The 22,641-nt window shown below is 61.8% G+C and carries 22 protein-coding genes; 12 read left to right on the top strand and 10 right to left on the bottom strand.

Annotation, left to right across the window (positions count from 1 at the left end; all coding sequences use genetic code 11):
• Window positions 1-55: 55 nt before the first annotated feature.
• The 4 genes from ACOJB8_RS05600 to ACOJB8_RS05615 all read right to left on the bottom strand — a co-directional run bounded on the left by ACOJB8_RS05600 (window position 56) and on the right by ACOJB8_RS05615 (window position 2,543).
• Window positions 56-367 carry a hypothetical protein gene (locus ACOJB8_RS05600; protein WP_342948107.1) on the bottom strand — a complete coding sequence of 104 codons (312 nt, stop codon included), beginning with the start codon at window positions 365-367 and terminating at the stop codon, window positions 56-58.
• Window positions 364-738: a phage holin family protein gene (locus ACOJB8_RS05605; RefSeq protein ID WP_069262066.1), complete on the bottom strand. Its 375-nt coding sequence runs from the start codon at window positions 736-738 to the stop codon at window positions 364-366. The genes ACOJB8_RS05600 and ACOJB8_RS05605 overlap by 4 nt, the downstream gene beginning before the upstream one ends.
• Before the next feature lie 53 nt (window positions 739-791).
• Window positions 792-1,055, bottom strand: coding sequence for a glycine zipper domain-containing protein (locus ACOJB8_RS05610; RefSeq protein ID WP_475011415.1), 264 nt, complete (start codon window positions 1,053-1,055; stop codon window positions 792-794).
• A gap of 159 nt (window positions 1,056-1,214) precedes the next feature.
• Window positions 1,215-2,543, bottom strand: a complete 1,329-nt coding sequence (locus tag ACOJB8_RS05615) for an NRAMP family divalent metal transporter (protein WP_368617553.1) — start codon at window positions 2,541-2,543, stop codon at window positions 1,215-1,217.
• Between the two features lie 313 nt (window positions 2,544-2,856).
• Here ACOJB8_RS05615 and ACOJB8_RS05620 point away from each other — a divergent pair, with 313 nt between their 5' ends.
• The 3 genes from ACOJB8_RS05620 (at window position 2,857) to ACOJB8_RS05630 (ending at window position 6,980) form a co-directional block, all read left to right on the top strand.
• Window positions 2,857-3,900 carry an acyl-CoA dehydrogenase family protein gene (locus tag ACOJB8_RS05620; protein WP_475011418.1) on the top strand — a complete coding sequence of 348 codons (1,044 nt, stop codon included), beginning with the start codon at window positions 2,857-2,859 and terminating at the stop codon, window positions 3,898-3,900.
• Window positions 3,901-4,033: 133 nt separating this feature from the next.
• Entirely contained in the window at window positions 4,034-4,609 is a 576-nt protein-coding gene (locus ACOJB8_RS05625; protein ID WP_475011420.1) for a pyridoxamine 5'-phosphate oxidase family protein, read from the top strand.
• Window positions 4,610-4,889: 280 nt separating this feature from the next.
• Window positions 4,890-6,980, top strand: a complete 2,091-nt coding sequence (locus tag ACOJB8_RS05630) for a penicillin-binding protein 1A (protein ID WP_475011422.1) — start codon at window positions 4,890-4,892, stop codon at window positions 6,978-6,980.
• 161 nt (window positions 6,981-7,141) lie between these two features.
• On the opposite strand, the gene phaP is transcribed toward ACOJB8_RS05630, so the two are convergent.
• Together phaP and ACOJB8_RS05640 are read right to left on the bottom strand one after the other, a co-directional pair.
• Window positions 7,142-7,675, bottom strand: a complete 534-nt coding sequence (gene phaP, locus ACOJB8_RS05635; protein WP_368603119.1) for a TIGR01841 family phasin — start codon at window positions 7,673-7,675, stop codon at window positions 7,142-7,144.
• 128 nt (window positions 7,676-7,803) lie between these two features.
• Window positions 7,804-8,001: a hypothetical protein gene (locus ACOJB8_RS05640; protein ID WP_069262071.1), complete on the bottom strand. Its 198-nt coding sequence runs from the start codon at window positions 7,999-8,001 to the stop codon at window positions 7,804-7,806.
• Window positions 8,002-8,371: 370 nt separating this feature from the next.
• Here ACOJB8_RS05640 and ACOJB8_RS05645 point away from each other — a divergent pair, with 370 nt between their 5' ends.
• The 5 genes from ACOJB8_RS05645 (at window position 8,372) to ACOJB8_RS05665 (ending at window position 11,975) form a co-directional block, all read left to right on the top strand.
• Window positions 8,372-8,599 carry a hypothetical protein gene (locus tag ACOJB8_RS05645; RefSeq protein WP_069262072.1) on the top strand — a complete coding sequence of 76 codons (228 nt, stop codon included), beginning with the start codon at window positions 8,372-8,374 and terminating at the stop codon, window positions 8,597-8,599.
• A gap of 429 nt (window positions 8,600-9,028) precedes the next feature.
• A complete protein-coding gene (gene phoU / locus ACOJB8_RS05650) occupies window positions 9,029-9,733 on the top strand; it encodes a phosphate signaling complex protein PhoU (RefSeq protein ID WP_069262412.1) in 705 nt (234 codons plus the stop codon).
• 94 nt (window positions 9,734-9,827) lie between these two features.
• The gene (locus ACOJB8_RS05655) at window positions 9,828-10,484 is read left to right on the top strand and encodes a hypothetical protein (RefSeq protein ID WP_475011429.1); all 657 of its coding nucleotides are present in this window, start codon (window positions 9,828-9,830) and stop codon (window positions 10,482-10,484) included.
• A gap of 352 nt (window positions 10,485-10,836) precedes the next feature.
• Window positions 10,837-11,274, top strand: a complete 438-nt coding sequence (locus ACOJB8_RS05660; protein WP_475011432.1) for a hypothetical protein — start codon at window positions 10,837-10,839, stop codon at window positions 11,272-11,274.
• A gap of 536 nt (window positions 11,275-11,810) precedes the next feature.
• Complete coding sequence (locus ACOJB8_RS05665; protein ID WP_083245053.1) at window positions 11,811-11,975, top strand: FmdB family zinc ribbon protein; 165 nt, start codon at window positions 11,811-11,813, stop codon at window positions 11,973-11,975.
• A 15-nt stretch (window positions 11,976-11,990) separates the two neighbouring features.
• Here the strand turns inward: ACOJB8_RS05665 and ACOJB8_RS05670 are convergent, their stop codons facing one another.
• The 3 genes from ACOJB8_RS05670 to ACOJB8_RS05680 are packed head-to-tail and all read right to left on the bottom strand — an operon-like array spanning window position 11,991 to window position 17,822.
• Window positions 11,991-15,044: an efflux RND transporter permease subunit gene (locus ACOJB8_RS05670; protein WP_475011435.1), complete on the bottom strand. Its 3,054-nt coding sequence runs from the start codon at window positions 15,042-15,044 to the stop codon at window positions 11,991-11,993.
• Between the two features lie 11 nt (window positions 15,045-15,055).
• A complete protein-coding gene (locus ACOJB8_RS05675; protein ID WP_475011437.1) occupies window positions 15,056-16,207 on the bottom strand; it encodes an efflux RND transporter periplasmic adaptor subunit in 1,152 nt (383 codons plus the stop codon).
• 37 nt (window positions 16,208-16,244) lie between these two features.
• Window positions 16,245-17,822 (bottom strand): efflux transporter outer membrane subunit, encoded by a 1,578-nt coding sequence (locus tag ACOJB8_RS05680; RefSeq protein WP_069262076.1) that lies wholly within the window; start codon window positions 17,820-17,822, stop codon window positions 16,245-16,247.
• A 318-nt stretch (window positions 17,823-18,140) separates the two neighbouring features.
• On the opposite strand from ACOJB8_RS05680, the gene ACOJB8_RS05685 reads away from it, so the two are divergent.
• Window positions 18,141-19,667, top strand: a complete 1,527-nt coding sequence (locus ACOJB8_RS05685) for an FAD-dependent oxidoreductase (RefSeq protein ID WP_475011439.1) — start codon at window positions 18,141-18,143, stop codon at window positions 19,665-19,667.
• A 143-nt stretch (window positions 19,668-19,810) separates the two neighbouring features.
• The gene (locus ACOJB8_RS05690; RefSeq protein ID WP_368729893.1) at window positions 19,811-20,194 is read left to right on the top strand and encodes an ATP-dependent protease; all 384 of its coding nucleotides are present in this window, start codon (window positions 19,811-19,813) and stop codon (window positions 20,192-20,194) included.
• Between the two features lie 98 nt (window positions 20,195-20,292).
• Here the strand turns inward: ACOJB8_RS05690 and ACOJB8_RS05695 are convergent, their stop codons facing one another.
• Window positions 20,293-20,499, bottom strand: coding sequence for a hypothetical protein (locus tag ACOJB8_RS05695; RefSeq protein ID WP_028204535.1), 207 nt, complete (start codon window positions 20,497-20,499; stop codon window positions 20,293-20,295).
• A gap of 441 nt (window positions 20,500-20,940) precedes the next feature.
• Between ACOJB8_RS05695 and ACOJB8_RS05700 the strand changes: the two genes are divergently transcribed.
• Window positions 20,941-21,705 carry a class I SAM-dependent methyltransferase gene (locus tag ACOJB8_RS05700; protein WP_475011443.1) on the top strand — a complete coding sequence of 255 codons (765 nt, stop codon included), beginning with the start codon at window positions 20,941-20,943 and terminating at the stop codon, window positions 21,703-21,705.
• Between the two features lie 251 nt (window positions 21,706-21,956).
• Window positions 21,957-22,616 carry a carbonic anhydrase gene (locus ACOJB8_RS05705; protein WP_475011445.1) on the top strand — a complete coding sequence of 220 codons (660 nt, stop codon included), beginning with the start codon at window positions 21,957-21,959 and terminating at the stop codon, window positions 22,614-22,616.
• The last annotated feature ends 25 nt before the right edge of the window (window positions 22,617-22,641 follow it).

A 22,641-nucleotide genomic window follows, 5' to 3' on the forward strand; every position in this document is an offset into this window, starting at 1 on the left:
AATGGGTCGAGCTTCGCGTCGAGCAACACATGATCGTCGCCGAAGTGCGGTCCGCTCAGCGTGCAAGACGCAACCGGACATTGCGCACGATCCAGCCAGCCAGACCGGTGCGCATCACGACGGGCAAGACGCGTCTCGGGCCGATAAGCAGTGCGCCCAGCGTGAAGCATCCGAGCATGGCGAGGAGCGGCGCGGCGGACACCGGGCGGACGACGCTCGCCAGGCTACGCGAATGTGCACGGGCGGCAGCGTGCCCGGCTGCCCGCGAGCGAACGTTGGCCGCAAGCAATCGCACGCGCGTCAATTCCATATGAGTAAGCAGGACGGCTTCAGATGCCTGACGATTCAATCGGGAGCGACGACTCATTTAAGCGCCTCGTTGAGCGTTTCAAGGTCCGCTTGCAATTCGCTCTTGAGTACCGCGAACGAACGCGCCGGCTTTTGTGCGCGCAATACCAGCAATGCGGTGATCGAGGCGAATAGCCAGAGCACCGCTATGCTCCACACGACAGTGAGGAAATAGCGTGTATTCCACGCGGATGCGATCAGCGCGACGCAGAAAAATGAGAGCGTGAATAACCCACTTACGGCGAGAGCCACGAGCGCGAGGATTTCGCGCGTCATGGATGTGCGTGCCTCGGACAGTTCGAGTGACAGCAGTTGCCCATAGTCCGTTGTGCGGACCGCGAGAAATCGCAACACGTTGTGCCAGCGGTCGAGCTTCGCGTGAATTGTCATGGTCCACCTCGCACATGCGGCGTGCCGGCAACATCCGTCTGGTTCAGGTCCGCTTATTCGCGGCTCGCTCCCCATAACGCTCCGAGCGCGAAGCCGATGCCCACGGCGATACCCACGGTCGCCAGGGGATTGTCCGCAATCGTCTCGCGCGTCACGACCGCCGCGTCGGTCGCCAGCTGTTGTGACTTGCCGCATAGCGCCTTTGCCTTGCCCGACAATCTGGTACTCGCGTCGCCCAGCATTTCGCCGACCGCCTCTTGCGCGTCGCCCGCAAGTTCACGGACCCTGCCTTCGCTTTTCGTGGTTCCCATTTTCATGTCTCTCTCCCAGTCAGCCTGCCTGCACAATGCGCGAAACCGCGCAAATCGCTATCGACAAGAGCCCATGCGCAACGGGCGTGCCAACCACGCGAGCGCCGCTGCCGGGCTTCGCAGCCCTCCTGCCGACGCAGACGAGCGCCTCTGCGCCATGCACAGCTAGGGAAGCTGAAGGACGACATGAGCGGCCAGGGCCGCGCAGGTAGTGATGGTTGCAAGCCAGCACAAGGCGCGCGTGAACCAGTGCGCTTTCATCTCGCCCACCGCTTCACGCCGGGCACTCAGGAGCACGAGCAGGATCAACACCGGCGACACTGTCATCCCGTTGGTCAGCGCACTCCAGTAGCAGGCCCGGAGCGGATCGACGCCGAATGCGCCAAACAGCAGTGCGACGATAGTGCTCACCGCCATAAGCAACACCAGGATTGCAGCTATCCGGCGATCCCGCTGCGTGCCCCGCTGCCACCCGAACGAACTGGCGGCGGCGTGCGCGGCCGAGCCGGCCAGCGGCGGGAGTGCGAGCAGCGCTGTGCCAAGCAGCGCGAGGCCGAGCAGCGGCTGCGCGTAGGCACCCGCGACCGGCGCGATCGCTTGCGCGGCCTCGCGAGTCGAGCCAGAGGGAGTGAGCGATGCATGGGTCGCGTGTAATGTCGCGGCCGCGGCGCAAAGGATGAGTGCTCCGCATACGTTGGACATCGAGGTACGCACCAGTATGTCGCTTCGTATTTTCTTTAGCTGCTGCCGGACGTCTTTCTGCTGTACGCGGCTGCTGTCCTGAGTGCCGTCGTGCGAGCCCTCTTCGACTTCCTGCTCGGCTTGCGAGAACAGCAGATACGGGCTGACCGTGGTACCGAGCACCGCGAGCAGCATCCCCAGATAGTCTTCCGACCAGCTGATGTGCGGCACGAAAGCGCGCCAGGCCAAAGTGCGCCACGGCACGTCCGCCACCAGCATGACGCCTGCATAACAGAACAGCGACAGAGCTAGCCACTTGAGGTAGTTTGCATAGCGCGCATAAGGCACCCACCACTGCAGCGCGAGCGACATGCCGGCAAAGAAAACCGTGAAGAGCGGGACCGATCCCCTGAATATCAACTGCGCGGCTTCGCCCATCGCCAGCATGTCGGCGGCCATGTTCACGGTATTGGCTCCGAGAAAACGGGCGACCGCCAGCAGAAACAACCAGCGGGAATAGTGTTCCCGCATATTCTCGGTCAGGCCCTTGCCCGTGACGGCCGCGACGCGCGCAGACACCATCTGCAGTGCCACCATCGACGGCCAGGAAAGCACGCAGACCCACAGGAGATCGAAGCCATACTGCGCGCCTGCCAGCGAATACGTCAGGATGCCGCCGGGATCGTTGTCGGTTGCGATCGTACCCAGGCCCGGTCCGATGTCCGCCGCCCAGCCGTGCGCCGGATTTTCCCTGCTTCGATTGTTTCGGTTCACGAGAAAGCGTCGCGACCGGTCGCGCTCGCCGGCTTTCATACCTTCCTGACTAGAGTGAAGTGACTCGTGCGGGACGCACGCGCCTGCTCGCGCAGGCGGCATTCCCGCGTTCGTGGCGGACCTGCATGACGCGGCACCGCGTTTGCTGTATCGCCATGGCACGCAAGCAATTTTTCCGTCGGTGGTATATCGAGGCCTTCAGAACCGAGGAGTCAATCGCAATGGCAAGAGCGCCGAAGACACCAGGCAGCCGCGTCGCCGCCAGCAATGCCAGCATCGCGGTTGGCGCCCGCACCGCGCGCACGAATCCGGGGCTGTGATGGAGAGCGCGACTCCACGGCAGGTCCGTACGTTGTCTGGCGACGGCGGGTGCGGCCCGTTCGACTTTGCGGCACTGCTCGAAGGCTGCACGCTGCCACTCGACGCGCAGTCGCTCGCGGGCGCCGCACGCCAGCTCGTCGCCGTGGGCCCCGCGCTGCCGCTGCCGGGAGGCGGGCGCACGCTCGCGCGCTGGCAATTTCTCGCCGGGCTCGCCGGACAGGATCTCTCGCTCCTCAAGATCTACGAGGCGCATGCCGACGCACTCGCCATTCAGTCGGAGCTTGAAATGCCGTGCCTGCCGCATGTAGCGGTGCCCCGCAGATTGGAACCAGAAATATGGGGTGTATGGGCAGCCCGTTCTCCGCGCAACGAGCTGCGTTACGCCTCAAGCCGCAGCGGGCAGATCCGGCTTTCAGGCGTCAAGCCGTGGTGTTCAGGTGCGGCATTCGTCACGCACGCGCTGGTGACCTGCATCGACAGCGACGATCGCGATTGGCTCGCCGCACTGCCCATGGACCAACCAGGCGTGACGGTCACGGCACGTGGCTGGGAAGCCGTCGGCATGGCGGCGACGCAAAGCGTCGAAATCGATGTGCTCAACGCACACGCCACGCTCGTCGGTCCAGTGGACGGCTACTTGCGGCGTCCTGGCTTCTGGCACGGCGGCGCGGGCATCGCCGCGTGCTGGTACGGCGCGGCCGCGGCGCTGGCCGTCCGCCTGCGCGATGCGGCGAGGCGCCGCGATGATCCGCACCTGAATGCGCATCTCGGAGCGGCCGACGCCGCGTTGAGCGCTGCGCGCGCCTTGCTGCGCGACGCCGCACATAAGATCGACTCCGCGCCGCAAGCCGACGCCATGGCGCTTGCGCTGCGTGCTCGCGCCGCTGCGGAAAGCGCCGTCGAGGCCACACTGCATGCCTGTGCGCGCGGCCTGGGCGCCGGCCCGCTGTGCCGCGACCGCTGGTTCGCTCGCATGGCAGCGGATCTGCCCGTGTTCGTCCGTCAGAGCCACGCGGAGCACGATCTCGCTGCGCTCGCGAAGCGAGCCGCGGCGGACGAAGACTGGACACTCTGAGCCTGCCTTGGCAACATGGAACGCCCCCTTTCGCACGCCGACCACTTCGATGCCCAGTTCGCCCATGATGCCGACCCGTGGCATCACCGCACGAGCCGGTACGAGGCGCGCAAACGCTGAAGGTGCCGCGCCGATGAACCTCGAACAAATCTACAACCGCATCTGGGATTGCCTCGCTGCCGCTGTCCGTGAAGATAAACATCCCTTCAAGGTCATGCAGGCGGCAACCGTTAGCCTCGATGGTGCACCGAACGTCCGCACCGTGCTGCTTCGGAGTGCCATTGAACCGCAGAACGTGCTTACTTTTCATACCGACCTGCGCTCGCCGAAGATTGCCGAACTCAGACGGGAGCCGCGAATCGCGCTCGTCGGCGTCGACCCTGTTCACAACCTGCAGGTCCGCGTGTCCGGCGAAACCCGAATACTTTGCGACGGGCAGGCCCGGCTCGATGCGTGGAGGTCCAGTCCCGACCATGACCTGGTCGTCTACCGGACGCGCTTGCCGCCCGGGACTCCCATCATCCACGCTGATGATGCGCTCGATGAGACGCACATTCCTGGACCGGGCGAAGGTCTGCGGCATTTCGGCGTCGTTGAGGTGCGCCCCACACGCCTGGACTGGCTGGACCTCTCGGCGGCGGACCGTCACCGACGCGCGCTGTATATCCGTCGAGGCGATACCTGGGTCGATTGCTGGGTCGCCCCCTGAACGCGCCTCCCCTGAACGCGCGATACCGCCGTCCTCGTGCCGCAGAATCGAAACAAGTGTAATCGTCTGTTAGCAGTGCACCTGCAGAGCCATTTTTCTGCCGGAATACCGCCTGGGCTTTGGTACGATCCGGCGTTTCGTATATGGCTCAACCACCGTGAATCACCCCTATGTGTCGCTCTTTCGTGAACGCTGCGCACGCTGGGCGAAATCCGGTCGGGCAGCTGCTGCCAGCGCTGGTGCAATGACCGTGCGCCTTATCGCTGCGACGTGGCGCAGCATGCGCCATCCGACACGTCGCGGCATTGCACTGACAATTGCCGCTGTGCCTGCGCTGTCGCTCGCGTATACGCTGGCCCTTATTCCATTCACCCCCCGCCTCGGTGACATCCGCAAGGCACGCGTCGACCGTCCCGCGCTAATCCTCTCCGCCGACGGCACCGTGCTCGCGGAATTCAAGCCGGTCAATCGCGAGTGGGTCACGCTAAGCCAGATCTCACCGCATGTGGTGGATGCCCTGATCGCGACCGAGGACCGCCGCTTCTATCAGCATCACGGTATTGACCTGAGGCGCATTCCGTCGGCGGCATTGCGCACGTTTGCCGGGGCCCGGCAGGGTGGCTCCACCATCACGCAGCAACTGGCACGCAACCTGTATCCCGACGAAATCGGCCGCGCACCGACGTTGACCCGCAAACTCAAGGAAGCGATCACGGCGCTCAAGATCGAATCTGTCTATAGCAAAGACCAGATCCTCGAGACGTACCTCAACACCGTGCCGTTCCTCTACAACGCCTACGGCGTCGAGATGGCTGCGCGCACCTACTTCGGAAAGCGCGCAGCAGACCTCGATGTCCTCGAGAGTGCAACGCTCGTTGGCATGCTGAAGGCGAATAGCACGTACAACCCCGTGCTCAATCCTGAGCGCGCACTGGAACGCCGCAATACGGTACTTGCGCAGATGTTGAAATACGGCAAGCTCAGTCCTCCTGAGTATGCCCGGCTGAACCGGCAACCGCTCAATGTCGATTTCGAACCGCAGGCCGAGCCCATTGGCACTGCACCGCATTTCGCAGTACAGCTGCGCAGGTGGTTGACCGCGTGGGCTGATCGCAACGGCTATAACATCTATTCGGACGGGCTCGTGGTGCACACCACAATCGACTCCCGACTTCAGGCAATGGCGACACAGGCCGTTGCCTGGCAGGCCGGCCAGCTGCAGTGGATCGCGAGCGGCACATGGAACGAGCGCACAGGCTGCTGGCCGGGGACCGAACTGTTCCAGTCCTTCATCAGACAGACAGCGGAGTACCGGACCGCACGGGACACCGGCCTTTCCGACCAGGCCGCAATCAGGAAACTTGCGCAGGATGCGGCGTTTGTGGATGCGCTCTGCCACAGCAAAACCCAGATTCAGGCCGGATTCGTCGCCATCGATCCACGCAATGGAGACATCAAGGCATGGGTCGGCAGCCGGGACTATCGCGACGAGCCGTTCGATCACGTGCAGCAGGCGCGCCGGCAACCCGGCTCCACCTTCAAGGCTTTTGTGTACGGTGCGGCATTTGCCGATGGTGCACAACCGGGTGACACGATCGTCGACCGCAACGTTGCCATTGCATTGAAGGGCAATGCGGTATGGCGGCCGACTGACCCCGAGCCCCCTACCGGCCGCCCGATGACACTACGCAATGCGCTTGCCTTCTCACGCAATCGCGTGACTGCACAGCTCATGCAGCGGGAGGGACCGGCAAAGGTTGCGGCACTCGCGCGTGAAATGGGCGTGCGCGAAAGTCCCCTTGATGCCGTGCCCTCGCTTGCCCTGGGCACGAGCCCGGTCACGCTCAAGGAGATGGTCTCGGCGTATTGCACGATCGCGAACCGGGGAGCCTATGTCGAACCGCGCATGGTGACACGTATCGAGGATCGCAACGGCAACATGCTCGCCGAATTCCCTGCTGCACGACCGGAGCAGGCGCTGCCCGCCGCTGCTGCGCTCAAGCTGGTCGATGCGATGCGTGACGTCGTCAACCGCGGCACTGGCTCCGACATCAGGACGCGTTTCGGCATTCACGCCGACGTGGCCGGCAAAACCGGAACGACGCAGGACAACACGGATAGCTGGTTCATCCTGATCCATCCGCAACTGGTCGCCGGCGCGTGGGTGGGCTTCGACGACGCACGCGTGACATTGCGCAACGACTACTGGGGCGAAGGTGCGCATGGCGCATTGCCGATGGTGGGGGCTTTCTATGACATGGCACTGCGCGCGCGTGTCGTTGATGCGCACGCACAGCTTGCGCCTGTGAGCAATCCGTCGCACGCAGGTCATGCGCGCCCGCGCCATCATTTCCTCTTCTGGCGATTCTGATGCTCGCGAGCTATTTGGTCGATTGCGGACTGGCCAAGGCGTCGCCGTTGCGCCAGAACGAATAGATTGGCACTCACGTCGCCACGATGATCAAAGGCCGACAGGCATGGATCGACACGCCCGTCGCCCCATGAGACCAACTCACGCCATGCCGGTCGCTGTTACTGCGCGCTCGCGCGCCTGGCACTCTTCGACGCGGCATTGGCGACCAGGTTAAAGTTGCTTCGCGCGACTTCGACCGCCTGCTGCCCCGTATTCCCGAGCGTCTGGTAGAGCGTATTGGCCGCGGTAATCGCGGAGTTGAACGCAGCCACAGCCGCCTCTGAGCCCGCAGGCGCGTTTCTGGTCGCTTCCTCGACGAATGTCTGCGCCCGGCGCATACGTGCTTCGCCTTCCGCCCGTGCGACGCTGAGAAGTTCAGCGTGCGTCGACGACACGATCCCCAAAAGCTCGCGAGTGTAGGACTGAACCTTCTCAGCCATTGGCGCTCCGAGCGTGCCATGGAGCGCGATCCAGTCCTGTGGCTTTTCCACCGTGGTCTGCGACAACTCCGACGCCTCCTTGAGTGTCGCTCGTATGTATTGTGCGTTGAGTTCAGTGAGTTTGCCGATCCCATCGACCATCGTGCTGATCAGACCATAAACGGCGTCGAGATTGCCACGTTGAGCGCTTGCGACCAGTTCCTGGGTGTGCATGATCAATAGTCTCCTTAATGGGCGGAAATGCTGCGACCCCGCGCGTCGCCAGCGCGGAATGAAAAAAATGGGGTGTTGATCGACCGGTCATCCCGCGCCCGGCTCGAAGCGGGGCGACCGGGTGCCTGTCAACGTTTTCGCGTCATGGCCTGAAGCAGGGATTCGCCTTCATCCGTCACATGCGCGAAGCGTGCACCGGTTGCGAGGCTCTCGAGTGCTACGAGTTGTTGCTCGAGCAGCGTATCGAGTTCCTCGCGGCCCATGTCGATCTGGTCGGGCGATGACTTGACCAGCATGAGCGTCGCAAATTCGTGAGGGCTCAGCACTTGTGTCTCCTGGAATCCCGGACCGGCGGGTCTTTACCGCCGCATGTGTTGCCAGCCTGACCGACTTCAGATCGCGACCGCCTCCTTCGAGTCGCGTCTACCTGGCGAAGAAAAGCTTAAAGATGGCTTGTACGAGCATATTCAGGGCCGACCCGAAAGTACACGATGTATGTGTGTTCGTATGTGCATCTTTATGGACAGGCTTCCGAGGCGGGAGCGAGAGCGCCCCTCCGCTGCGGTCGGCGCCCTTCTCTTCAAAAGGAACATGCGTCGCATGCAAGGCGAAGTCACCTCCAACTCGCTGGGACGACTCGCGGCATGACATTTGCGCAGGCGCTTTTCATCACGCGACAAGCTACCGGAGCGAGCCATGCAATTCATGTTTCAGTCTTGCCTGATCAGCACGAGCGCAAGCATCGATGACGGGAGAATTGTGGCGAACGCGAGAATCTTCGTCCCGGCGTCAGACGGCTCATTCGAAGATGACGTCCATGACATCTGTCTGGACGACAACTTCATCGACGAGAACGAAGCGCTGAGCTATGCGCGCGAACGCGCAATGGGCTGGGTCGAAGAGCATTGCGTCAGTGAGATCTAGCGCCGCGGCTCAATCTTGCTGCCCGATGGCGTGACCCCACAACACGCAACCTTCGTATTCTTCTGCTGCATTGGCGGGTCACCCGTATGCCGCAGTACCGCCTGGAAGTTTAGCCACTTTTGGCCCCGGCAAGTCTGGCAATCTTATGCCTCGATGCCCATGTCATTCGTGCACAAGCTGCAGCTGTCCCACCTGGCGCGGCGCGTCGCCTTACCGATCGCACGCGCAACAACCGTCAACCAGCTCTCGCTACGACCTGCATTTGCCAGTCACGCCGTCGCGCCTCAGCGGCTAAGGCGATCCATAAGTCGTGGATTCCGGACAGGCATGCATGCAAGGACCGGACCTATCATGTCTGTCTGCGCTGCGTCCACGGGATGGTCCATTTGATTGGCAGTTCCGCGCGCGTGGCTCATCAAGGGGACGATGATGCCGGAAAAACATCTATCCAGCGGTTTCGACGCTGACCTCACCCTCGCTTCGACGAGGCTCCTTGAGATGGGCGGCCTCGTAGAGTTGCAGATCGCTCGCGCCCTTTCGTTACTGCATGCGTTCGACCCCGACGTCGTCTACGCGGTGCTCGAGAGCGAGCAACGACTGAATCTGATGGAGCTGGAAATCGATGAAGAGGTGAGTAACGTCATCGCTCGCAGACAGCCTGCAGCCCGCGATCTTCGACTTCTGCTGGCCATCTCGAAGTGCACCACCAATCTCGAGCGCGCTGGCGATGAAGCACGGAAGGTGGCCAAGCGCATCCGTCGCATCCAGGCCAATAGTGAAGCTCCGGTCATCGGAATCGTCGAAATCAAAACCTCGGCAGAGATGGCCATGAGCCTCCTTCATGGAGCGCTGGATGCGTTCGCACGAATGGATAGTGCCGCAGCCGCGCATCTGGTGCGGGACGATGTGGCCATCGATAACGAGTTTCGGGCGTTTACGCGCGGACTGATTGCCGAAATGACGGCGGACCCGCGCGTCGTTTCGACTGGGCTCGATTACATGGTCATCGCCAAAGCCATAGAGCGCATTGGGGACCATGCTAAAAACATCGCCGAATTCGTCGTCTATGTCGTCAAAGGTACCGACGTGCGGCATGTACCTGCGGCTCAACTCGAGCATGAGGCCAGCAGCTGAGCGGCTGCCAGGCCTTCTTGAACCGTGGACGACTTCACCACGGCGCATTTTTTCGGACACAATGGACCCTCAACGTTGCGCAACGCGGGCAAACATGGTCACAGACACATTTCTGCCTGATTCGATGGAACCGCAGGTACTTCTGGACGGCGCACCAGCGCAGGCAGACTACTTTCTGCTCTCGACGCTATGGGGCCCCGAGGGAACTCTTATCTCCGTATTTCAGGTACTCGGCTGGATGGAAATCCTGCGCCATCGCGGTGCCGATTTCGCATCGCACGCCGCCGTGTGTCAGTACTGGCTCTACGAACACGTGCCAGACGTACCCGCATTGCTGCACGCGTGGAAATGGGAGCGGCTCGCCCGCAACACGGTCGCCCGAAGCGCCGTCGCCCTCGCCAGGCAACAGACGCTCGTCAGCCAGCTCCGGCGTCACCGCATTCAAGAGTCCACAGCTGTTGACACGCTCGATTCAATGCAGAAGGCTTTCGGGGTCTTCTGCGAAATCTGGGCGATGCACGCCAAAACCCTCGATGTTTTACTGGGGCGCCCTGACGAACGGGATCTGCCCTCGCAGCCCGGTGCCGTTCCTGTTCATGTGGCCGCTGAGTTCAACCCGGAATCGGCGCCCAGCGCCGGGCTGGAATATGGCGGTGGCCCGGAGACTAGCCCGGCGGGAGGGATTTTCAATCCGTCATCGACTCCGAACCGTGACGATCGTTGCCCAGGGCATTGCGCGAGCGGCAGATAGCAACATTTCGTCTGCACAAATGCAACAAAGAACAATAATGAAAGGAATCTCCAACTCACGGCGCCAGGTCTTCGTGTGTCATCGCGGTCGGGAGCCACTCGTGAAAGTCCGCAACGCGACGCCAACCCTCTCGTTGCTCACGAGGCACTCGTGCCATGCCGCACTGTTGCTCGGGTGTCTGACGAATCCGTGCACAGCGCAGCCGCCAGCAAGCCCACCTGGCACACCCACGGCTGACGCGCCGAGCTACAAGGTCGGTGATACGTGGACCTTTATATGGGGGCGAACCGACTCCACGCCCGGCGTTCCTCTTGTTGTGACGGTAGTCGCAGTAACAGAGACGCAGACGACGATGTCGTCCTCGTGGAACGGTGGGCGCCAAAAGGAAAACCACTACGACAGTCAGGGCAACCTGACGCGGGATGGCAACGGAACAACGTATGAGCCAAGCAATGGAACCCTGAGTTTCCCAATGACTGTGGGAAAGAACTGGGACTTTCATCATGTCCGGCGTTTCACGATCGGAACCATTGATGTCAGCGGCCACGGCGAGATCGTTGCGTTCGAGAGGATACAGGTACCCGCTGGTTCATTTGACGCCTACAAGATAGTCAGCCATGGGGTGAACGCCAGGCAGCTTGATCGCTTGTACGATGCGCCGTTCACCGAAACCTACTGGTACGCGCCAAGCGTTAAAAAGGTCATCAAGTCGGATTACGTGTTGTATCTCGATCACCAGGCGCTGCTGTCCCGTACTTCCGAACTGAGTGCTTATTCACTTGCGCCGTGACAGCGCTTGACGCAAGCGTTGGCCGTTCCTTTGAATGGTGCAAGCACTACATAACTCGCTATCACGGCTTCCGTTACGAGACAACGTTCGGGAGAGCGGCTGGGGTACGGCCCTGCTGCCCTGCCCTCGCAAACGCTTCATTTAGGCAACAGGAATAGACATACCATTGGGTCCCGTGAACGTGATCCCTGCTTCGAGCTCTGGCCGGAAGTGATCGCCGCGGTAACTTTCAGGGCGAATTCCGCCGCCTCGGCACTAGAATTCAGTGCATGGTCGCATTCCCGAAGGAGGCTGCCATGACTCAGTCAATGATCAGTTTTTGGGTTGGCCTTGTGGTTCTCGTTGTCGTTGCCATGGCCCTGTCCCGTCGCTACAGGCGCGAACACCAGGGAGAGAGCCTGAGCCAGTGGCTCGACACGCACCATATGAGCTGGATGCATCGCAAGCACTAGCTTGCGACCGGACCGACACCGGAGAGCGCGCCCATTTCCTGCACTGGAATGGGTTGTCGCCCGGTTTCTCGTTAGAGGAATACCATGCCGACTTACCAGTACCGGTGCGAGAAATGTGGTGAGATGTTCGAGCATGCCGAGCATCTTGCTGAACATCAATCCGCTCATCCGCCTTGCCCGAAGTGTGGCAGCGAGAAAGTTCAGCACATCCCCACACCATTCGTGGCGAAAACATCCAGAAAATCGTGAAATCTCTTCGGTTGCTCAGGTCTGCTCCGGATGCTCGCTGTCTCGATGGTGGTCCGCGGCGAGGAACATATACATCGCGGGCACGACGAACAGCGTAAACAGCGTGCCGATCGACATCCCCGTGAAGATCACGAGTCCCATTGCGTTGCGGCCGGCCGCACCCGCACCCGACGCGATCACGAGCGGCACGACGCCCAGCACCATCGCGGCTGTCGTCATCAGAATCGGCCGCAAGCGCACGCCAGCCGCTTCTTCGAGTGCCTCGCGCTTGCCGCGCCCCGCGCGTTGCAGTTCATTCGCGAACTGCACGATCAGAATGCCGTGCTTGCTCACGAGGCCCATCAGCGTGACGAGGCCCACCTGCGTGTAAATGTTGAGCGTGGTGAGTCCCACGTTGATGAAGATCAGCGCGCCGAACAGCGCCATCGGGACCGATACGAGAATCACGACCGGATCGCGAAAGCTCTCGAATTGAGCGGCGAGCGCGAGAAACACGATGATCGTCGCCAATAGCAGCGTGGTCACGAAGCCGCCGGACTCCTGCACGAACTGTCGCGACAGACCCGAATAATCGGCCGTGTATCCCGCCGGCGCGACGTCGGTCGTGGCCTTGCGCAGGAAGTCGAGCACTTCGCCCTGCGAGATGCCCGGCGCGAGCACGCCGGAAATCGTGGCCGAATTGAGCTGCTGGAAGTGATTGATCGACTCGGGCACGACGTTGCGCTGCAGATGCGTGACCGTCGATGCGGGTATCACGCTGCCATTGGCTGTACGCAAGTAATAGTCGAGCACTTGCGACGGGTTCAGCCGGTCCGTTTGCAGCACCTGCGGAATCACCTTGTACGAGCGGCCAGCGATCGAAAAGTAGTTGACGAAGTTCCCGCCGAGCGCCGCGCCCAGCGTCTGCCCGACATCGCTTTGCGTCAGCCCGAGCGAAGCGACTTTGTCGCGGTCCACGAGCAACACGCTTTCGGGCTTGTCGATCTTCAGATCGCTGTCGACGAAGAAGAACATGCCACTTGCGCGCGCCTTTTGCAGCACGGCTTGCGACACTTCGTTGAGGTTCTCGAACGGCTCCGTCGTGCTGATGACGAATTGCACGGGCAATCCTTGCGCGCCCGGCAGGGGCGGAAACTGAAATGCGGCGACACGCGCACCCGCGATGCCGTTCCACTTCTGCTGCAATTCCTGCTGTAATTGCGTCGCGCCCTTCTTGCGCTTGTCCCACGTCTTGAAGAGCACGCCGCCGATACCCTGGTTCAGCGTCGGTACGCCCGTGAGCTGGAACATCTGCGCGTATTCGGGCAACTGATTCGAGATGTCGAAGACCTGATCCGCGTAGGTCTGCATTTGCTGGATCGTCGCGTTCGGCGGACCCTGGACCTGCGACAGAACGATGCCCTGGTCCTCCTGAGGTGCGAGCTCCGTTTGCGACGTCATGAAGAGATAGACGGTGCCGCACAGGAGCAGCGCGCCCATCACGACGAATACGGGCCACGTGTCGAGCATCGCATGCAACAGACGCCGGTAGCCGTGATGCACACGTTCGAACTGCCGGTCGACGAAGCGCGGGAAGCGCCCCGACTGCTGGTCCATGCGGAAAAAACGCGAGCACATCATCGGCGAAAGCGTCAGCGCGATCACGCCCGACACCGTGACGGCGCCCGCGAGCGTGAACGCGAACTCGGTGAACAGCGCGCCAGTCAGTCCGCCCTGAAAGCCGATGGGCACGTACACGGCGATCAGCACGACCGTCATCGCGAGAATCGGGCCGCCGAGTTCGCGCGCCGCGATCAGTGCGGCTTCGAAAGGCCGCCTGCCCTCCTCCTTCATATGCCGGTCGACGTTCTCGACCACGATGATCGCATCGTCGACGACGAGGCCGATGGCGAGCACGAGCGCAAGCAGTGTCAGCAGATTGATCGAATAGCCGAGCACCTGCATCACGAAGAACGTGCCGATCAGCGAGAGCGGCATCGCAATCACCGGCACGATCACCGCGCGCAAGCTGCCGAGGAAAAGGAAGATCACGACCGTCACGATCAGCAGCGCCTCGACGAGCGTCTTCACTACTTCCGTGATCGCCGTGTTGATGAAGTCGGTCGCGTCGTAGACGATGTCGCCCGTCATGCCCGTCGGGAACTGCCTCTGCAGATCCGGAAAGATCGTTTTCACGCGCTTCGCGACGTCGAGCACATTCGCATCGGGCGCCACTTTGATGCCGATGAACACCGATCGCTTGCCGCTGAACGCGACGTTGAAGTCGTAATTGTCAGCACCGAGCACGACGTTCCCCACGTCTTCAAGCCGCACGATCGCGCCGTTCTTCTGCGTGACGACGAGTTTCTTGAAGTCCTCGACGGAATGCAGGTCGGTGCCCGCGTTGAGATCGACGCTTATCATCTGGCCTTTCGTTGTGCCAAGCGTCGCCAGATAGTTGTTGTTGCCGAGCGCCGTGAATACGTCAGCGGCCGTCACGTTGTGCGCGGCGAGCCTGCTCGAGTCGAGCCATGCGCGCAGCGCGAACTGACGGCCGCCGAGCACTTCCGCCGTCTGCACGCCCTGGACGGAATCGAGCTTCGGCTTCACGACGCGCAGCAGATAATCCGTAACGTTGTTGCTCGGCAGCACGTTGCTGTAAAAACCCATGTACATCGCGTCGGTGGTTTGACCCACTTGCACGGTCAGCACGGGCTGTTGCGCCTGCGGCGGCAACTGGTTGCGCACCGATGCGATCTGCGTGTTGATCTCCGTGAGCGCGCGGTTGGAGTCGTAGTTGAGGCGCAGCGTCGCGGTGATCGTCGAGACACCCGTGGTGCTCGTCGACGACATGTAGTCGATACCCTGTGCCTGTGCGATCGCGGCTTCGAGCGGTTGCGTGATGAAGCCCGCCATCGTGTCGGCGCTCGCGCCGTAGTATGCGGTCGTGATCGTCACCACGCCGTTTTCGGTTTGCGGATACTCGCTGACCTTCAGCGCGGCAAGCGAGCGCAAGCCGAGCACGAGTATCAGCAGGCTCACCACCGATGCGAGGACCGGCCGATCAATGAAGATGTCGGTAAATTTCATCGCGCGCTCTTCTATTGTTCCTGGGGCGTCGGGTTCGGGCTGTTCGCAGGCAGCACGCGGTTGTCGATCACAAGGGGCGTGCCGTTTTTCAGTTTCAGCTGGCCGCTCGTCACGACCTGCGTGCCTTCGCCGATGCCCTTGAGAATCGCGACCTGGTCGCCGCGCGTCGGCCCCGGCGTGACGAACACCTGTTGCGCGACGGGCATGATCTTGCCTTGTGCGTTCTTATGTTCGCCGGGCTTCACGATGAACACGGTCGCGCCATATGGGTTATAGGTAATCGCCGTTTGCGGCAAGGTCAGATAGCGCTGCGCGCCACCCGCATCGATCTTCACGTTCGCGTACATGCCGGGCAGCAGCTTGCGCTCGCGATTGTCGACGGTCGCCTCGATCTGGACGTTGCGCGTGGTGCTGTCCACACGCGGATTGATCGAGCGGATCTTGCCGTCGAACGTGCGGTTGCCGAACGCATCCGTATCGACGACGATGGTCTGGCCAACCTGCAATTGGCCGAGCTGCTGCTGCGGCAGAAAGAAGTCGGCGTAGATCGGGTCGATGGCTTGCAGCGTGACGATGGCGTCACCCGGATTGAGGTACTGGCCGGGGTTGACCGTCGTGATGCCGACGCGTCCCGCGAACGGCGCGCGTATCGTCTTCTTTACGACGAGGGCGGCCTGTTGCTCGACCTGGGCTCTCTTACTCTTGAGGTCGGCGGCGTCGGCGTCGAGCTGCGCCCTGGCAATCGCCTGGATGTCGAACTGCGCCTTGTCGCGCTTGTAGACCGTTTGCGCTAGGTCCGCCGCTGCCTGCAACGACGCGAGCTGCGCGCGGTCCGAATCGTCGTTCAGGCGCACGAGCACCTGGCCCGTCTTCACCTCCTGCCCCGAGTTGAACGCGATCTCGCGCACAAGCCCGGCCACTTCCGTCGTCACGTCGACGCCGCGCACCGCGCGCAGGCTGCCCACGGCGACAAGCTGCGGCTGCCATGTTTGATAGCCTGCAATAGCGGCCGTGACGGTGGCGGGCGGTGCGGCGTTGCTCGCCATGAACTTCTGGATCATGTGCGCCCTGAACAGATTGAAGCCGACCAGCGCGGCGAGCAGTATGCCCACGCAGATCAGCATGATGATCATCCGCTTTGCCATCGGCTTCTTCGTCGTCATCGTCATGTCCTGGCCGGGGTGGCCACTGCAAAAGGATTCATTTCGGCGCAGCCGGACTCGGCTGGGCTGCCTGGCTCGTCGCCGTGTCGTTCCACCAGCCGCCGCCGAGCGCCTGAAACAGCGCTGCCGTGTCTGCATAGCGCGCGGCCCGCGCCTGCGCGAGATTCACGACCGTCTGCTGGTATTGGCGCTGTGCATCGAGCAGCGCCAGATAGCTGACGCCGCCGATACGAAACTGACCGCGCGTCAGGTCGAGCGAATCGCTGGCAGCGCGCCATGCTTGCGTCTGCGCGCTCAGGCCGGTCGCATCGTGCTCCAGCGCGCGTAACGTATCGGCGACGTTCTGGAATGCGAGCAGCACCGTTTGGCGGTATTGCGCGTTGGCCTCGTCGAATGCCGCTTCTGCCGCGCGCTTTTGCGCACTCAACTGGCCGCCGTGAAAGATCGGCTGCGTGATGCCTGCGCCGATGCTCCAGATCATGTCGGCGTACTTCAGAAGGCCCGCGGGCGTCAGCGCCTCGGGGCCGTAACTCGCGGAGAGCGTGAGCTGTGGATACATGTTCGCCGTCGCCACGCCGACCTGGGCGCTCGCCTGATGCAGCGTGGCGTCGGCGGCGAGAATATCGGGGCGCTGCCGCACGAGCGAAGACGGCACGCTGACGGGCAACGTTTGCGGCAGCGTGAACATCGACATCCGGAACTCGGGCACGTCCGCATCGCTCGGCGGCTTGCCCGCCAGGACCGCGAGCTGGTGACGCGTCTGGTCGAGCGACTGATGCAACGGCGGCAATGTCGCGCGCGTCTGCGCCACCAGCGTTTCCTGTGCAAGCACCGTTGCGCGGCTCACGCCGCCCAGTTCGAGCTGCTTGCGCATGATGCCGAGCTGCGCGTCTTCGTCGTCGGCGATGCGCGCGGTCGCTTCGATCTGCTCCCGCAGCGACGCTTCCTTGATGGCCGCCGTCACGATGTTCGCGGACAACGCGAGATACGCCGCTTGCAACTGAAAGCCCTGGTAATCGACCTGCGAGCGCAACGACTCGAGCTCGCGCCTTCCGCCGCCGAACACATCGAGGTTGTACGACACGTTCACCGATGCGTTATAGAGGTTCAGCAGTTCCGTGAGCTGCGGCTCGCCGAACGTGACGCCGTTGAACTTCTCACGCGTGGCATTGGCCTTTGCATCGACTGACGGATAGAGCGTGGTGCCCATTTGCGCGCGAAGATTTTCGCCGGCCTGCCTGAGCGCCGCTTGTGCCGCGGCAACGTTGGGGCTGTTGGCGAGCGCCTCGCGTATCAGCGCGTCGAGCGGCTCGCAATGATAGAGCGTCCACCACTGTGCGGGAATGTCGAGGCCGGCCACGAACTGTTGCGGGACACCCGAAGCGCCCGGCGCCGAGGCCGTTTGATCGGGTAGCGGCGTGGACGTGTAGGTGCCGGTAGCGGGCGGCGCGGGCGTATGGTAATTGGGGCCAACCGTGCAGCCGGACAACGCGATCAGGACGATGCCCCATGCAGCACGCGTGAGCGTGTCGCCGGCTGCATGGCGGTGAGACGCACTGCGAGAATGCCAGTGCGACCGGCTGCGACTGAAACCGTGGTTGACGTCATCGATCATCGATCCACCTTGTTTCACTGCGCGGAAAACGAACGAAACGGCAGATGCAGAGTTTGAAATCATGCCACAACAAGTTGACGCGACCCGCGAACGGTTTTCCCACGGGACCCACGCCTCACCGCAGATGCCAGCTGAAATCCGGAATCACGAAGCTTTCGGATGACTGAAAGAGTTCCGCAAGCGGATTGGTCTCTGGCAATGTCGGGTCCTGCCTGCGGCGGTGTTCTGATCAACGTGGACTAACATTGAAACTGGCGGCCTCTGCCGAGGACGCCGGTAGTGATGCATTAGCTGGGTCACGTGCCCGTGGAGGTCGCCATGAGTGGTGAGGCATCGAATGAAAGCGGTCCTGATCTGGCAAAAGGCGTGCCCATCGAATCCCTCGGTGAAGCTGGCCTGTTGTCAGGACACGTCGGTAATGATGCGGTGCTGATTGCGCGGCTCGGTGATGAATTCTTCGCTATCGACGCTGCCTGTACTCACTACCACGGCCCACTCGCCGAAGGCTTGACCGTCGGGGACACGGTACGGTGCCCGTGGCACCACGCGTGTTTCAGCCTGCGTACAGGGGAAGCGGTGCGAGCGCCTGCGCTCAGCCCTGTCGCATGCTGGTCTACCGAGATCCGGGGCGACAAGGTTGTTGTACTGCACAAAAAAGCGCCGCCCGCGGGTTCCGGGCCCTCGCCGGCCGGAGCGCCACAGAAGATCGTGATCGTCGGTGCAGGGGCCGCAGGCTTTGCTGCGGCCGAGCGCCTGCGGGGCCTCGGCTACGCGGGCAGTCTCACGATGCTGAGCGACGACGCGGCGCCGCCGGTGGACCGGCCCAACCTCTCCAAAGACTATTTGGCCGGCAGCGCGCCTGAGGAGTGGGCGCCGCTTCGAGACGATGCTTTTTACGCAGACCAACGCATCGATCTGCGGCTGAACACCGGTGTCTCGCGTCTTCACATCGCCGCGCAGGAAGTGGAGCTTGCGGATGGGAGCAAGGTCCCCTACGACCGTCTGCTTTTAGCCACCGGGGCCGAAGCGGTTCGCTTGCCTATTCCCGGCATGGATTTGCCGCATGTGCATACCCTTCGCACATTGGCCGATTCCCGCGCCATCATCGCTCGCGCGGAGAACTCGCGGCGCGCGGTTGTCATCGGAGCCAGCTTCATCGGACTGGAAGTGGCGGCGTCATTGCGCGCGCGTGGACTCGAAGTCCATGTCGTGGCGCCGGAGCAGCGTCCGATGGAACGTGTGCTGGGGCCACAGATGGGTGAATTCGTGCAGCGGTTGCATGAAGAACACGGCGTCGTCTTCCACCTCGGGAACACCGCCAGCGCGATCGACGCGCGGCAGGTATCGCTCAAAGCGGGCGGCAGCCTGGAGGCCGATCTGGTGGTGGTCGGCGTCGGCGTGCGGCCGCGACTGGCATTGGCCGAGCAAGCCGGCCTCGCGATCGACCGCGGCGTGGTGGTCGATGCCTGCCTGCAGACCAGCGCGCCTGGCGTCTTCGCTGCCGGCGACATCGCACGCTGGCCCGACCCGCACAGTGGCACGGCAATTCGCGTGGAGCACTGGGTCGTCGCGCAGCGCCAGGGACAAACGGCGGCGATGAACTTGATTGGCGGACGTGAGACGTTCGACGCCGTGCCATTCTTCTGGAGCCAGCACTACGATGTCCCGATCAACTATCTCGGGCACGCGGACAGTTGGGACGAGATTTCAGTTGACGGCGATATTGCAGCGCGCGACTGCTTCCTGCGCTACAAGCGAGACGGGCGCGTCGTCGCCGTAGCCTCTATTTATCGCGATACAGAGAGTCTGCGGGCAGAGGTCGAGATGGAGCACGATTTCCGTTGACGCGGGAGCGAATCGCAAACGGATGCCCCCTCAAGTGACTTGCCCTCCCGTCGTCTTCCTGGGACGGCATGGTTGACGAGTTCGCGGCACACGCCCTGTTGCGGCCTGTGCGATGATGCGCCACGGCAACCATGAGATAGGCGATGACATCTACATTCGACGAGGCAACAACGGCGGCGATCGCCGCGTTTGCCCAACTGGACTTCTACACGGCGGTGCAGGCGATGCGTGCCGAAGCCGACTACGACCGCGAGCGGGACCAGTGGATCTCGCGCTACATCGACGAGCACGGCGGCGGCGCGGACGATGCGGCATACGACGCCTTGCACGCGCAGGCCCAGGCAACTCCGGAATACGCGCAGTTCATCGATGCCGTTCGCCGGGAAATCCAGGAATACTTCGGCGTGGCCGAGGAACAACTGGACTGGGTAGTCCTGCTTCGCAATGACGACAGCGATGAGCTTTGGGCGGAGGTCAACCGGCAGCGGAGCGAGCTGGGAACCGGTGAGGTCCGCGGAGATCTCTGATCATTGCTTGCCATCGGGCTTGCAAGCCGTGCTGGATGCGCCCATGAAAGGGTCATGAGCGACCGCTCGTTCCCAGGCCCACCGCAACGTGTCGTTTTCTAATATTCGTTAATTAATCGAGCCAACGACTCGGCTTCTCGCGCAACGGCTTCGTCTGCTGATACGCCGTCACCTATCCATAGCTGGACGGTGTCGGCGAACGCTGTTTTTGCCGCGCCGCACAACTGAGCGATGCGAATTCTATACACACCGTCGAAGCTAAACACTTCCAGCCGCCCTTCATACTCACGCGCATAGAATTTCATCGCCAGCTCCTTGTGTCGCTGCCGTGCGTTTTTTCACCGCTCCGGATATCGCCGCCGCGCCAGGCGTGCTGCCTCCTGCGGTACGAGCACAGCCTCAAGCCGCGGTCACCCATCATGCGCTCAATCGGCCAGCGGTCGCAACCGTCGTCGCGACGAGCCACAACGGCCAATGATCTACACCGTTGCACGGACATTTGATCGTCGGTTTTCCAGCGAAATATAGACCTTCGCAAACCAGCCAAATCAGCTTTCTATCCACGGTTTTCGAACTTTGGCTCGGCCATCATCTATATTTTCAACGCGCCCACGAAAATAAATAAATATCACCGCCGTTTTCGCATATGTGTCCTATTGTTGAGATCGTGATTTAAATCCCTTCCTCCCGGAAAGTTTGCCGACATCTTCGTCGCCAGCACGTCATTCCGCCATTCAGAGGTCGAAATGAGCCATATTACGATTTCATATCATTATGTTGATTGCAATCGTAAATTCGAACATTACGACGCTAATCGATCATTCTTTCAGGAGTACTACGCCACTCGTCTCGCAGCGGAGCCCGGAATATCCTGCCATGTACTCGACATCGGATGTGGTCACGGCACCAACCCAACCATCAGCAGGATCCAGCATGTCCTTGGGGAAGTTGATGGCGTCGATCCGTTCCCCGTTGTTCAACCCCATCCATTGATCAGGCAGCGGTGGACCTGTGCCATGGAGGAAATCCCCGTTCCGTCGAACACGTACGACCTCGCCTATTCCTATAACGTTGTAGAGCATGTCGTCAACGAGACTTCGTTTCTCGCCAAAACGATCGAGGTGCTCAAACCCGGCGGTGTGTATTGGTCAATGTCGCCTAACGCGAGACACCCGTTCACTGTCATCGTGCGGATCATGCAGGCGCTCGGGATAAAGTATCTCTACCGTCGGTCAATCGCTCCACAGGCAAACGATTATCCCGCCTATTACCGGCTTTGCAACGCTACGAAAGTCCTAAAAGCAATCGAAAAGCTTGATCTTCCAGTATCGAAAATCGACTTCTTCCTGATCCCGAACGTCCAGTGGGATACGTTTTTTCCGCGCCGACTTCGCTTCATTGCCCACTTGATAGACCGCGTCGTTGTCCTTAACGCGCCTTCGATGTCAAACATTTTCCTGTTCCGCATGGAGAAAATGGATACTGGGCCACGCGACGGGGCGGCGACATGACCCATCCAGGCGATTCTTCATCGGCAAGCGTTGCCTGCGCGAGGCGTAGGGGTGACGTGAGTGGCTCCTCCGTCCCAGCAGGCTGCCGAACATTCGACTCGACGAGCGGGATCTCGAGCGTTGCGGGGCTGTTTTTTTATATTCGCCGCGCATTGTTCCGATTTATTTTTCGAAACCGACAGGCTGATTTCTGATAGAAAGGTATACGTAAGGATTGAGCGAAGCCGCCACCTCCAACGGAGCCTCGACCCATGAATCTGCCGAAACGTATGCTCGTTGCCAATGTCGCCTGGGCACAGGAAATCGCCCGGCGCGACCCACAATTCTTCAGCACGCTTGCCACAGGGCAAAAGCCCCAGGTGCTCTGGATCGGCTGCTCCGACAGCCGCGTGCCCGCCGAAAGCGTCACGCACTGCGCGCCCGGAGACTTGTTCGTTCACCGCAATATCGCGAACCTTTTCCATCCCGACGATGACAACAACACGAGCGTGCTCGAATACGCGCTGCGTGTGCTGCGAGTCGCGCACATCATCGTTTGCGGGCACTACGGCTGCGGCGGCGTACGCGCCTCGCTGCTACCGCCCGCCGACGCCCTGCCCCATGTGAACCGTCGCATCGAGCCGCTTTGCGCGCTCGCGCAAACGCACCGCTCGACGCTGGCGCGCCTGCCATCGGAAGAGGCACGCATCAACCGCCTTGCCGAACTGAACGTGATCGAACAGGTGCGCCTGCTGCGCGAGCATCCGCTCGTACGTGAGGGCGAACCTGCGCCGCTCGTGCACGGCTGGATCTTTTCGCTGAACGACGGCCAGCTGCGTGAACTCGCGTCGGGCTACGACGTTGAATCAGCGAAAGCAACCGCCGCGGCCTATGCTAATCCATTGCGCATTGCACAGCCCACGCACGCTTGAGGCGCACGCCTCAAGTCGCGTCAGG

It is taken from the genome of Paraburkholderia sp. BR10141 (genome assembly GCF_056155635.1).